Source organism: Candidatus Pantoea edessiphila (assembly GCF_002933355.1).
Taxonomy (GTDB): Bacteria; Pseudomonadota; Gammaproteobacteria; order Enterobacterales; family Enterobacteriaceae; genus Pantoea_C; species Pantoea_C edessiphila.
The window spans coordinates 57,900-71,307 of record NZ_PDKU01000005.1 but is presented as its reverse complement, the minus strand read 5'-3'; the positions used below and the strand labels follow the sequence as shown (position 1 = coordinate 71,307).

The window sequence follows — 13,408 nt, the reverse complement described above, 5'->3', positions numbered from 1 at the left end:
AACCATGCCGAACTCAGAAGTGAAATGTCGTGGTGCCAATGGTAGTGTGGAGTTTCTCCATGTGAGAGTAGGAAACTGCCAGGCATTAATTTTTGTATGCTAATCTAAAATCTCTTAGATTGCTTTTGTTGAATTATAATTCTTTATTTCATTTCCTATTTCATTTCCTGCCTACAGGGGTGTAGTTCAATTGGTAGAGCATCGGTCTCCAAAACCGGCTGTTGGGGGTTCAAATCCCTCCACCCCTGCATAAAAATTTCCCTTTGTAACAACACACTTCTTTCTAACTTTATTAGTTACATAATATTATTTTATGTGAATTCTTTAAAACTAATCATTACATAAAATTATAAACTGTTAAAATATTCATATGGAATAGTTTTATATTTAAATTTTATTTTGAACAATATTTTAATTAGATAATAATTTAGGAAGAATATTATGGTAAAAAGTTTTTTTAGTGAACATCTTTTTTTCGATAATAAAAATTATCCATATGGTTTTGCTCGTCATGGTGATTTTACAATAAAAGAAGCACGACTTCTTGAATTATACGGTTTTTCTTTTAATGAATTAAGTTTATCCAAACGTGAACCAATAAATGAGGAAGAACGTTTATTTATTGAAGTATGCAAAGGATTACGTGAACCGAAAACAGAAGCAGAACATGTTTGGTTAAAATATATTACTTTTATTAAGCGTCCTAAACGTTTCCATACTTTATCAGGAGGTCAACTGCAAAGTGATAATTCAGAAGATTATAATGATGGTGATGATTAGATTAATAGTTTTCAATTTTATTTTTTAAGAATACAATAATTTTGATTTAATATTTAAAAAATAGTTATTTTAATTTTTAATTGTAAAAATAGTTATTTTATATTTATTAAAATTTGTTTTTGATTTTGATTAATTATATTTGTAATGTTTTAGAATTTTATTGTATTAATATTGTTTATAATGATTCTGATATGTAAATTGTTAATGATTTATATAAGATATTTTTCAATTAATATTTATTTTTATTTTGTAGTTAAAATCTTATGAAAACATAAGAATATTTTGTATGTTTAATAACATTACTCATTATAAAATGATAGTACTAGTTAAATACATAATCCATATTAAAATAAAAACAATGATATTATTCATTAATAGGGTAAAATTTATGCCTAAATATCGATCTACGACTACAACAGATCAAAATATGTCAGGAGCTCGTGCTTTATGGCGTGCAACAGGAATGAATGATGATGACTTTGATAAACCTATCATTGCTGTAGTGAATTCATTTACCCAATTTGTTCCAGGTCATATTCATTTACATAATATTGGTCAGTTAGTTGCTAAACATATTGAATATTGTGGTGGTGTTGCTAAAGAATTTAATACTATTGCAATAGATGATGGTATAGCTATGGGCCACAGCGGTATGTTATATTCTTTGCCTTCTCGTGAATTAATTGCTGATTCTATAGAATATATGATAAATGCACATTGTGTTGATGCTATGGTATGTATCTCTAATTGTGATAAAATTACACCTGGTATGCTAATGGCAGCATTACGTCTTAATATACCAGCAATTTTTGTTTCTGGTGGTCCTATGGAAGCTGGTAAAAATAATATTCCTAGTATTGTAAATACTAAACTAGATTTAGTTGATGCGATGATCTATGGAATCAATGAAGATATAACTGATCAAGATAAACAAATCTTAGAACGTTCAGCATGTCCAACTTGCGGTTCTTGTTCTGGTATGTTTACAGCTAATTCAATGAATTGTATAACTGAAGCACTAGGTTTATCTCAACCAGGAAATGGATCATTATTATCAACACATGTTTATCGCAAAAATTTATTTATTAATTCTGGTAAATTAATAGTTGATGCAACAAAAAAGTATTATGAACAAAACGATCATAGCGTATTGCCTAGAAGTATAGCAAATAAATATGCTTTTAGAAATGCTATGATGTTAGATATAGCAATGGGGGGATCTACAAATACTATTTTGCACTTACTTGCTATTGCACAAGAAGGTGAAATTGAATTTAATATTTCGGATATTGATATTCTTTCTCGTCAAGTACCTCATATATGTAAAATATCACCTAATACTAAAAAATATCACATGGAAGATTTACATCGTGCAGGTGGAGTAATGAGTATTATGGGTGAATTAGATCGTGCTGGATTATTAAATCACCAAGTACATAATATTTTAGGTTTTAGTCTGCGTGAAACATTAGATGAATATGACATTATTGTAACTCAAAATAATGAAATAAAAAAAATGTTTCGAGCAGCACCAGGAGGTCTACATAATTTAAAAGCATTTTCACAAAATCACTATTGGGATTCATTAGATAATGATCGAAGGTATGGTTGTATTCGTTCACGTGAATTTGCTTTTTCTCAAGATGGTGGTTTAGCTATACTATATGGTAATCTTGCTCAAGATGGTTGTATTGTTAAGACTGCAGGTGTTGATAAGAGTATTTTAATTTTTCGAGGTAAGGCTAAAGTATATGAAAGTCAAGAAGATGCAGTAAAAGCTATACTAAATGGTAAAATAATTTCAGGAGATATAGTAGTTATTCGTTATGAAGGACCAAAAGGAGGTCCAGGCATGCAAGAAATGCTATATCCAACTACATATTTAAAAGCTATTGGACTTGGTAAAAATTGTGCATTAATTACTGACGGTCGTTTTTCTGGTGGTACATCTGGTCTTTCTATTGGTCATATTTCTCCTGAAGCAGCTAATGGGGGAACTATCGCATTAGTACATGATGGAGATTTAATTGACATAAATATTCCTAATAGAGAGATTAGTTTATTGGTATCAAAAGATGAATTATTCAGTAGATATCAAAAAGAAAAATTACGAGGTAAAGAAGCATTTAAACCTTTTCATCGTAGACGCATAATTTCATATGCACTTCGTGCATATGCATCATTAGCTACTAGTGCTGATAAAGGTGCAGTACGAGATAAAAATAAATTAAGAAATTATGATTAGGTTAATAAATGAATGTTTTTATCAAAATCATCATCTAATCACGTAATATGTGGAGCTGAATATTTACGTGCAATATTAAAATCACCAGTATATGAAATAGCAAAAGTAACTCCTTTGCAAAAAATGGAAAAATTATCATTAAAATTAAATAATACAATTTTAGTAAAACGTGAAGATTATCAGCCGGTACATAGTTTTAAATTACGAGGTGCTTATGCAATGATTGTAGGATTAAATCAAGAACAAAAAGCACGTGGAGTAATTACCGCTTCAGCTGGGAACCATGCACAAGGAGTTGCATATTCTGCTAACAAACTAGGAATAAAATCATTAATTATAATGCCGAAAGCAACAGTGGATATTAAGATTGATGCAGTATATTCATTTGGAGGTGAAGTTTTTCTATATGGAAATAATTTTGATGAAGCAAAATTTAAAGCCATAGAAATGTCTAAACAACATGGATATACTTTTATTCCTCCATTTGATCATCCGGCTATAATAGCTGGGCAAGCTACTTTAGCAATGGAATTATTGCAACAAGATGCTCATATTGATAGGGTATTTGTACCTGTTGGAGGGGGCGGTTTAATTGCAGGAATAATAATTTTACTTAAACAACTAATTCCACAAATTAAAATAATAGCAGTAGAATCTGAAGAATCAGCTTGCTTAAAAAAAGCAATAGAAGTTGGTTATCCAATACATTTAAATAATGTTGGATTATTTGCCGATGGAGTAGCAGTAAAGTGTATTGGTAAAGAAACATATAGAATATGTAAAGAATATTTATTAGATGATCTAATCACTGTAGATAGTGATTCTATATGTGCTTCAATGAAGGATTTATTCGAAGATATACGTGCAATCGCTGAACCTTCTGGAGCACTTGCTTTAGCAGGTATGAAAAAATATATAAAAAAAAATAATATTATAAGGGAACGTTTAGTGCATATTTTATCAGGAGCTAATATGAACTTTCATAGCTTACGATATATATCAGAACGTTGTGAACTAGGTGAAAAAAAAGAAGCACTACTCGCTGCTGTAATTCCAGAAAAATATGGTAGTTTTTTAAAATTTTGTCAGAATTTGGGTAATCGCTCTATAACTGAATTTAGTTATCGTTACTTAGACACTAATAGAGCTTATATTTTTGTTGGAGTGCATTTAACTAATGGTTTTAAAGAAAGAAATGAAATAATTGATCACATGACAAATGCAGGTTATAAAATAATTGATTTTTCTGACAATGAGATAGCTAAATTACACATACGTTATATGATAGGCGGGAAACCTTTGAAAAATTTTGAAGAACGTTTATTTAGTTTCGAATTTCCAGAAGCACCTGGTGCTTTATTAAAATTTCTTCAAGTATTAAGTAATAATTGGAATATTTCATTATTTCATTATCGTAGTCATGGAACTGATTATGGACGTGTTTTAGCAGCTTTTCAACCAAGTAATAGTAATTGTAATTTAGAAAAACATCTTATAACTTTAGGTTATAATTTTCATGAAGAAACAAATAATCCAGCATTTCACTTTTTTTTAAGAAATTATAGATGAATTATGCAAAGATCACATTAATAATGATTTTTCATAAATTATTAATAATAATATTTTGATTATTTTATCTATGTGATTTTATAAAAAATAATAACAAATATATTTTTGAAACTTGTTTGCAATTCACAATAAATTTTGTGTGTTTATATTATTTTATCGAATAAAAATAATTAATTGATTATTATATAAATATAAATAAAGAATATTTAATTGTTTCATTAATATTTAATAACTTATTTAATAATTTTAAAGTTATAAATGATCCATAATAATTAATTTGTCTAACAACTTCTCATCTCAATAAATTTCAATAAATAATAAAAATACATGGGGTAATTATGTCTAATTATTTTAATACGTTGAATTTACGTAATCAGTTAATACAATTAGGTAAATGTCGTTTCATGAATAAAAATGAATTTATAAATGGAATTAAATATTTAAAAGATAATAAAATTGTTATTGTAGGCTGTGGTTCTCAAGGATTGAATCAAGGTTTAAATATGCGTGATTCCGGATTAAATATTGCTTATGCTTTACGCAAAGAGTCTATAGATAATAAAAATAAATCATGGTTTAATGCAATCAATAATAATTTCAAAGTAGGAACTTATGAAGAATTGATTCCAGATGCAGATTTGGTAATTAATTTAACTCCAGATAAACAACATGCTACAGTAGTTAAATCTGTTCAGCTTTTGATGAAACATGGAGCTGTATTAGGTTATTCACATGGTTTTAATATTGTTGAAGTTGGAGAAATTATACGCAGTGATATTACTGTAATTATGGTTGCTCCAAAATGTCCAGGCACTGAAGTCAGAGAAGAATATATTAGAGGATGTGGTGTACCTACATTAATTGCAGTACATCCAGAAAATGATATAAGAAATGAAGGAATAAATATTGCTAAAGCTTGGGCTGTTGCTATAGGTAGTGATCGAGCAGGTGTTTTAGAATCATCTTTCATAGCTGAAGTTAAGTCTGATTTGATGGGTGAACAAACTATTTTATGTGGTTTGTTACAAACAGGGTCATTATTATGTTTTGATAAATTAATATCTGAAGGTTTTGATATTTCATATGCAGTAAAATTTATCCAATTTGGATGGGAAACTATTACTAAATCTTTGAAAATAGGTGGTATTACTTTAATGATGGATAGATTATCCAATCCATCAAAAATTAGAGCGTATTATCTTGCTGAAACTTTAAAAAAAATTATGAAGCCATTATTTCATAAGCATATGGATGATATTATTTCTGGAACATTTTCATCTAACATGATGAACGATTGGACAAATAATGATAAAAATTTACATATTTGGCGTGAAAAAACTCTGGATACCATCTTTGAAAGATCTGATTACAATCATACAGAAGAAATCAAAGAACAAGATTATTACGATAAAGGAACAATCATGGTTGCAATAATAAAAGCTGGTATCGAACTAACATTTGAAACTATGATTAATGTTGGTATTTTACCGGAATCCGCTTATTATGAATCTTTACACGAATTGCCTCTTATTGCAAATACTATTGCACGTAAGCGTCTTTATGAAATGAATTTAGTTATATCTGATACAGCTGAATATGGTAATTATTTATTTTCATGTGCAGCAATCCCTTTATTAAAAGAATTTATAACACACTTAAAACCTACTGATTTAGGTAAATCAATTCACGATAATATCATTGATAATGAAAAATTGAATGATATAAACGAACTAATTAAACAACATCCTGTTGAAATAGTTGGTCGACAACTTCGTGGATATATGACTAAAGAAAAAAATAATTATGTTTAAAACCATTTAGTAATGAAAACTAATATAGTAAAATATTAACAATTAATTCAATTATTTATTTAATTAATTGTTAATTACTTAATTGATCTATATATCTAAAAGCAATAAATATGTATAGATATATGATATATTAAATAATAGTTAAGTTGCTATAACGTAAATTATCATGTTCCGTATTTATCTTGATAAGAATAAATATGTTTTAGATTATTAGACATATTTGGTTCTTTTTTTAGATATTCTATTAAATTAGAAAGACTTATGATAGATATAATTTTACATTGATAATCATTTTCAATTCCTTTTATATCATTGGTTTTAGTAAATTTATGTTCTTCTCTATCAAGTGCAATTAAGATGCTAGTTAAATTGGCTTCATAACTATTAATAATTTTAATGGATTCATAAATTGTTATTCCTGTTGTGATTACATCATCAATTAGCATCACTTTGCCATATAAATTACTACCTATTAATACTCCTCCCTCACCGTAACCTTTAATTTCTTTTCTATTAAAACAAAAAGGTATTTTAATATTATGATTTCTAGCTAAAATTATAGACATAGCTGTCACAATTGGAATACCTTTATATGCTAAACCAAATAGAACGTCAATTTTAATTCCACTATCTATTAATGCTTGTGCATAAAAACATCCTAGTTTAGATAAATCATATCCATTGGATAGAGAACCTATATCAAAAAAATATGGACTTTTCCTACCTGATTTTAAAGTAAAATTTCCAAATTTTATTATTTGCTTTTTTAAAGTAAATTCAATAAATTTATATTGCCATTCTTTCATGTCAAATCCCATTAAATTTGTATTTAGTTATTATTTAAAATATAAGATTATGTATAATTAATAAAAATTATCAGATTGTTTATCTAGTTAGTTGTTATTCAAATAAGCATATTTTTAAATAAAATATTAATGTGTATTTATTTACAAATAATACAATGATAATAATATTATCTGATATAACTATAAAAAATAGTTAATTTGAAATATTAATTTCATTAATATTTCTGATACATCAGTTTTCTAATAAAAATATTGCCGATAAATATTTACTTATTTAAATGATTTATAAATAACATGATAATATAATTAATTAGCATCTAATATTTTACAATTAAATAATAATTTAATTGAGATTATTTTATTGAAACTATATAAAACATAATATTTACTGAACAATTTTCATTACGAGCATTACTTATGATTAAAAGCATGACTGCTTATGCTAGCTATAAAACAACAAGTTATTGGGGTGTTATTAACTGGGAGTTTCGTTCAGTTAATCAACGCTATTTAGAAATATACATCCATTTACCAGAATATATTAGAAAATTAGAAGTTAAAATTAAAAAAAGTATTAGACAACGTCTTATACGTGGCAGAATTGAAGGTACTTTAAGTATTGAATTTAATTGTACATACAATAATAAATTAAATATAAACCAAGAATTAGTAAAACAAATAATAGATGCTACTCGTTGGATTAAAATACAAAATAATGTAAATGGCGTTATTAATCTACTAGAAATTTTACGTTGGCCAGGTGTAATATCTGCATCAGAACAATATAATGTTATTATTGATTCTGAAATATTAAATGCAATGAATCAAGCAATAAACAATTTAATTCAAACACGTGAAAATGAAGGTAACGAATTGAAATTGTTAATTGAAGAAAGGTTATATAGCATAAAAAATGAAATAAATAAGATACGTTTATATATACCTGAAGTGTTGAAATTACAACATAAACGTATATTTGACAAATTAAAACATATTAAATTACAATTAGAACATTGCCGACTTGAACAAGAGTTAGTAATGATTGCTCAACGTATTGATATAACAGAAGAATTAGATCGTTTAGATACGCATATTAAGGAAATATTTAATATTTTAAAAATGCAAGGTGCAGTAGGTAAAAGACTTGATTTTATGATGCAAGAACTTAGTCGTGAGTCTAATACCCTATTGTCAAAATCAATTAGTTCAGAAATAACTATATGTGTGATAGAACTAAAGGTATTAATTGAACAAATTCGTGAACAAATTCAAAATATTGAATAATTTGATTTTTTATTTACAATATTAAAAATGATTTTTTAATATTGTATGCATATTATGATTATAATTATTAATAAAAATAATATTTAATATTACGGCCAATAATTGTTTAAGGCCGTCCATGCTTGCTGCGCGACTTCCTCAGGAGGTAAGCATTTAAGTTTATCATTAAAAACTTCAATTCCAATTGGACCTCGGTATCCAATACTTTTTAGTTTGTCTATAAAACAATCAATTTGAATTATTCCTTTTCCTGGAAGTTGGCGTTCATGGCGTGCTATATTGATCAGACTGTTTTTATCTTTTGGTGGTTTTTCAGCTATATCACATAATTGTACTTCATAAATACGATCTACTGGAATATCATCTAATTGTAGAGCATCTCCTCCTAAAGCATAAACATGAAATAAATCAACAACTAAACCGATATTAGGTTGATCTAACCGTTTTATGCGTTCCCATGCAAGCGGTAATGTATTGTCAACGCTACACCATGCCATAGGCTCATACATAATTTTCATTTTATATCTAATTGCTTCAGATGCCATCCAACGTAGATCATCATCTATTTTATCTACTAAACAATCTTCTCTAGTGCTAGCAGGTGCTTGAATTGCATCACATCCAATTGCTTGTGCAATATGAATAAATTGGCGTAATTCTTTACGTTTTTGTATATATTGTCCATTAGGTATACCAGTAAAATCTCGTAATACTTGCAAGTTTGTAAAACCTATTCCTTTTTGAATTGCAAGTTTTGTAATTGAAGATAATCCTTTAGAGTTATTTTGTATATCTTCTCGCCAAATCTCAACTTGGTCAAAACCCGCTTTACATGCTGCATATAATTTTTGCTCCGTTTTGCCACCTAGTAATACCAAATTAAGGAATTTAAGGTTATTTGTCTTCATCAATAGGTTCCTTAATAATCATTAATATAGGATCTTGATAAAGACAGATTATATAAATGATATAATATTATTACTTAATAATATATATTGATATAATGGCATCTGTTTTTTCAAGTTATATTAAAATGATAAATTTATTAAATTAATCAAATTAATTGATTATGTATTAATTATTTTCCAGAATGACCAAACCCACTTTTTCCTCGTGTACTATGAGTAAAATTATTTACTATATTAAATTCTATTTTTATTATTGGAACAAAGACTAATTGCGCTATTCTATCACCTGGATTAACAAAAAAACTTTTCTGAGATCTGTTCCATATAGACATCATTAATTCTCCTTGATAATCAGAATCTATTAATCCTACTAAGTTACCTAACACAATACCATTCTTATGTCCCAAACCAGAACGCGGTAAAATAACTGCTGCTACTTCAGGATCTAAAATATGAATTGATATTCCTGTAGGTAATAATTTAGTATCATTAGGTGTAATTTTTAGGGTAGAATATATACAAGCATGTAAATCTATTCCAGCAGAACCAGGTGTTATATAACTAGGTAATGGAAATGTTTTACCTAAACGAGAATCAAGAATTTTCATATCTATTTTTTTTATCATATAAATAAATAATCTCATTAAGTAATTGATTACTAAGTAATAATTTATTATTATTTGGTAAGTGTTTTTCTCCTTTATGCCAAAATAGATAAATTGTATTAGTATCGCTGTTAAATCCTTGTCCTAATTTAGTAACATAATTAGCACATATTAAATCAAGATTTTTATCAGCTAATTTTTTCTTAGCATATTTTTTTAAATTGTTAATTTCAGCTGAAAAACCCACTACAAATGGCCTTCCTTCTTGTAGGAAACCTACACTGGCAACTATATCAGGATTTTTTATAAAATTTAATTTAATTTTTTCTTTTTTTGTCTTTTTTTTTTTTTTATTAAAAAATTTTTCTGCTCTATAATCTGATACAGCTGCATTACCAATAAAAATATGTTGTTTATTTATAATACTCATTACTTGTTCTTTCATTTCAATTGCAGTGATTACATTAATACGGTTAACCCATTCTGGAGTAGGCAAATTTACTGGTCCACTAATTAGTATAACATTAGCGCCCCTTTTAGCTGCTACTGATGCAATAGAAAATCCCATTTTGCCTGAACTCTGATTAGTAATATAACGTATTGGATCTATTGATTCATGTGTTGGACCTGCAGTAATCATAATGTTTAAATGTTTAAGGTCATGTTTAGATAAAAACCATTTTATTATGTAATACACAATTGATATAGGTTCTAACATACGACCTAAATGATTATCTCCACAAGCTTGAGATCCAAACTCAGGACCCCAAATTAATATACCTCGATCATATAAATTCTTTAAATTGTTTTGTGTAATAGGAGAATGATACATATATGTATTCATAGATGGAACTATTGCAATAGGTGTAATACTAGCAAGACATGTAGCAGTAACGATATCATTTGCCATACCCACTGTAATACGTGCAATTAAATCAGCAGTTGCAGGAACTAATATGATTAAATCAGCCCATCTAGCTAAATTAATATGATTTAGTGTAGAATTATTAAATTGACAATTTAAAGATTCAGATATTGGATAGCCTGATACTGTCTGTAAACTAAGTGGTGTTACGAAATATTTAGCCGCTTCTGTTATCATTATACGAATTTCTGCACCATGATCACGTAAACGACGTACCAATTCGGGTATTTTATAAGCAGCTATACTTCCACTAACTCCTAAAAGGATTTTTCTACTAACTAATTTCATTATATTTTGATCCGTAAATACGAAAATTTAAATTATGTTAAGAAAATTGATGTTTTCTATTTTATCTGATTTTTTTAAAATACTATAGTATAGTAAAGATAGCTGATATCAAATACATCATTTAATGTTGATCTCTATAAAAAGTAGAATTTTATTTGATGTTGTACCTTAATTAATATATTATTAACAGTAGATTAAAATCTGCTAAATAATCAAATTGGATACTGGATATGTCAAAAATCTGTCAAATTACTGGTAAACATCCACTTTTTGGTAATAACCGTTCTCATGCTATGAATGCGACTAAACGTCGTTTTTTACCAAATTTACATTATCATCGATTTTGGATTGAAAGTAAAAAACGTTTTATTACTTTACGGGTATCTGCGAAAGGTATGCGTATTATAGATAAAAAAGGTATAGATCTTTTTTTGAATAAAATTAATTCAGGTATTAACTATGGCAAAAAGTAATCGTGAAAAAATAAAACTCATTTCTTCTGGTTCTAAACATTTTTATACTACTACAAAAAATAAAAACAATAAATCTGAAAAATTACAATTAAAAAAATTTGATCCTATTATTCGGAAACATGTTTCTTATAAAGAAGTTAAGATTAAATAATTTCTAAATTATTACGAGATAGTTAATGCCAGAACTTCCAGAAGTAGAATCTTATCTTATCAGTATTAGGCCTTATTTAATTAATCAAATCATTACTCGTATAGTAGTACGCAATTTATATTTGCGATGGCCAATTTCAGAAGAAATCTTAAAATTAAGAAATCAGCTTATATTAAATATAAAACGTAGGGGTAAGTATTTGTTAATACAACTACAATCTGGATGGATTATAATCCATTTTGGGATGTCTGGTAGGTTAAGTTTACATAATAAATATATCTGTCCGCAAAAACATGATCATATCGATATACTGATGGAAAATGATAGCATATTACGATATACAGATCAGCGTCGCTTTGGAGCATTACTTTGGACTAATGATTTATCGAACCATACTTTACTAAATGACCTTGGCGTAGAACCATTAGGTAATAAATTTAATAACAATTATTTATTAACTAAATTACATGATATAAAAGCCAGTATTAAACAATCTATTATGAATAATAAAATTGTTGTTGGTATAGGTAACATTTACGCAAATGAAATTTTATTCGCAACAGGTATTATTCCTATGCGTCCTTCATTCGATTTAAGAAAAGAAGAAATAGAATTCCTTGTTAAAAATATTAAATTAATTTTATTCAATGCAATTAAATGCGGAGGAACTACTTTACGTGATTTTGTACAAATTAATGGTGAACCAGGCAGTTTTATTAAAAAATTAAAAGTATATGGACGTATTAACAAACCATGTTTGGTTTGTGGAACATTAATAATTAAAGAAAAATACAGAGGAAGAAGTACTTATTGGTGTCCAAAATGCCAATTATAATTGATTTTTCATTTTTGTAACTAATGCTTGGTTAACTGAAACTGGCAATAAATTTGATACATCTCCACCATAATAAGCTACTTCTTTTACCAAAGAAGATGAAATAAAAGAAAGCTCTTTAGAAGTCATAAAAAAAATACTTTCTATTGTTGGTGCTAGGCATTGATTCATATAGGTTAATTTCATTTCGTATTCAAAATCAGTAACTGCACGTAATCCTCTAATTAATATATTTGCTTTTTGTTTTTTTGCAAAATCAGTTGTTAAACTATTAAATATCTCTACTTTAACATTATATAAATGTTTTGTAACTTTTCTAACTAAATTTATTCGTTCGTCTAATGTAAATAAAAGTGATTTATTAGAACTAGCTACTATTGCTATAGTAACATAATGAAAAATTTTTGCAGCACGTTTAATAATATCTAAATGTCCTAATGTGATTGGATCAAACGTTCCAGGATATATTGCTTTACTTTTTTTCATAAAGATTCCTTTATTATTCTATAATTTATTAAGTAAAAGAATCATAAATAACATTCAATACAAATTGTAATATTTATAATGGAATCAATAATAGTGAGTATGAAAAACCATATTATGGATGGTATAAAGTATTTATGATATAAATATATATCATAAATTCAAAGAAAATATTAAGTTTTACGAAATTTATTAAAATTAGTAATTGCTCGAAATATATTAACAATTACATTGAGTGCTTAAAA

13 protein-coding genes and 1 tRNA gene are annotated in these 13,408 nt (G+C 27.1%); 9 read left to right on the top strand and 5 right to left on the bottom strand.

Annotation, left to right across the window (positions count from 1 at the left end):
• The first annotated feature begins 175 nt into the window (after window positions 1-175).
• The 5 genes from CRV10_RS03480 (at window position 176) to ilvC (ending at window position 6,405) form a co-directional block, all read left to right on the top strand.
• A tRNA-Trp gene (locus tag CRV10_RS03480) sits at window positions 176-248 on the top strand.
• Between the two features lie 193 nt (window positions 249-441).
• The gene (locus CRV10_RS03475; protein WP_136130431.1) at window positions 442-780 is read left to right on the top strand and encodes a MaoP family protein; all 339 of its coding nucleotides are present in this window, start codon (window positions 442-444) and stop codon (window positions 778-780) included.
• Window positions 781-1,168: 388 nt separating this feature from the next.
• Window positions 1,169-3,025 carry a dihydroxy-acid dehydratase gene (gene ilvD / locus CRV10_RS03470; protein WP_136130430.1) on the top strand — a complete coding sequence of 619 codons (1,857 nt, stop codon included), beginning with the start codon at window positions 1,169-1,171 and terminating at the stop codon, window positions 3,023-3,025.
• 12 nt (window positions 3,026-3,037) lie between these two features.
• On the top strand, window positions 3,038-4,594 hold the full coding sequence (ilvA, locus tag CRV10_RS03465) for a threonine ammonia-lyase, biosynthetic (RefSeq protein WP_136130429.1): 1,557 nt from the start codon (window positions 3,038-3,040) through the stop codon (window positions 4,592-4,594).
• 338 nt (window positions 4,595-4,932) lie between these two features.
• A complete protein-coding gene (gene ilvC / locus CRV10_RS03460) occupies window positions 4,933-6,405 on the top strand; it encodes a ketol-acid reductoisomerase (protein ID WP_136130428.1) in 1,473 nt (490 codons plus the stop codon).
• Window positions 6,406-6,569: 164 nt separating this feature from the next.
• Here the strand turns inward: ilvC and pyrE are convergent, their stop codons facing one another.
• Window positions 6,570-7,211, bottom strand: coding sequence for an orotate phosphoribosyltransferase (gene pyrE / locus CRV10_RS03455; RefSeq protein WP_136130427.1), 642 nt, complete (start codon window positions 7,209-7,211; stop codon window positions 6,570-6,572).
• Between the two features lie 417 nt (window positions 7,212-7,628).
• Here pyrE and CRV10_RS03450 point away from each other — a divergent pair, with 417 nt between their 5' ends.
• Window positions 7,629-8,495: a YicC/YloC family endoribonuclease gene (locus CRV10_RS03450; protein ID WP_136130426.1), complete on the top strand. Its 867-nt coding sequence runs from the start codon at window positions 7,629-7,631 to the stop codon at window positions 8,493-8,495.
• An 89-nt stretch (window positions 8,496-8,584) separates the two neighbouring features.
• On the opposite strand, the gene CRV10_RS03445 is transcribed toward CRV10_RS03450, so the two are convergent.
• From CRV10_RS03445 to coaBC, 3 genes are all read right to left on the bottom strand, one after another.
• Window positions 8,585-9,403 (bottom strand): sugar phosphate isomerase/epimerase family protein, encoded by an 819-nt coding sequence (locus tag CRV10_RS03445; RefSeq protein ID WP_136130425.1) that lies wholly within the window; start codon window positions 9,401-9,403, stop codon window positions 8,585-8,587.
• 170 nt (window positions 9,404-9,573) lie between these two features.
• Window positions 9,574-10,029 (bottom strand): dUTP diphosphatase, encoded by a 456-nt coding sequence (gene dut, locus CRV10_RS03440; RefSeq protein WP_136130424.1) that lies wholly within the window; start codon window positions 10,027-10,029, stop codon window positions 9,574-9,576.
• Window positions 9,998-11,224 carry a bifunctional phosphopantothenoylcysteine decarboxylase/phosphopantothenate--cysteine ligase CoaBC gene (gene coaBC, locus CRV10_RS03435; RefSeq protein ID WP_199733839.1) on the bottom strand — a complete coding sequence of 409 codons (1,227 nt, stop codon included), beginning with the start codon at window positions 11,222-11,224 and terminating at the stop codon, window positions 9,998-10,000. The genes dut and coaBC overlap by 32 nt, the downstream gene beginning before the upstream one ends.
• Window positions 11,225-11,451: 227 nt before the next feature.
• Here coaBC and rpmB point away from each other — a divergent pair, with 227 nt between their 5' ends.
• The 3 genes from rpmB to mutM are packed head-to-tail and all read left to right on the top strand — an operon-like array spanning window position 11,452 to window position 12,680.
• Entirely contained in the window at window positions 11,452-11,694 is a 243-nt protein-coding gene (gene rpmB, locus CRV10_RS03430) for a 50S ribosomal protein L28 (protein ID WP_136130422.1), read from the top strand.
• Entirely contained in the window at window positions 11,681-11,845 is a 165-nt protein-coding gene (gene rpmG / locus CRV10_RS03425; protein ID WP_136130421.1) for a 50S ribosomal protein L33, read from the top strand. The genes rpmB and rpmG overlap by 14 nt, the downstream gene beginning before the upstream one ends.
• A 25-nt stretch (window positions 11,846-11,870) precedes the next feature.
• Window positions 11,871-12,680 (top strand): bifunctional DNA-formamidopyrimidine glycosylase/DNA-(apurinic or apyrimidinic site) lyase, encoded by an 810-nt coding sequence (gene mutM, locus CRV10_RS03420; RefSeq protein ID WP_136130420.1) that lies wholly within the window; start codon window positions 11,871-11,873, stop codon window positions 12,678-12,680.
• On the opposite strand, the gene coaD is transcribed toward mutM, so the two are convergent.
• Window positions 12,675-13,166 carry a pantetheine-phosphate adenylyltransferase gene (coaD, locus tag CRV10_RS03415; protein WP_136130419.1) on the bottom strand — a complete coding sequence of 164 codons (492 nt, stop codon included), beginning with the start codon at window positions 13,164-13,166 and terminating at the stop codon, window positions 12,675-12,677. The genes mutM and coaD overlap by 6 nt on opposite strands.
• Between the last annotated feature and the right edge of the window lie 242 nt (window positions 13,167-13,408).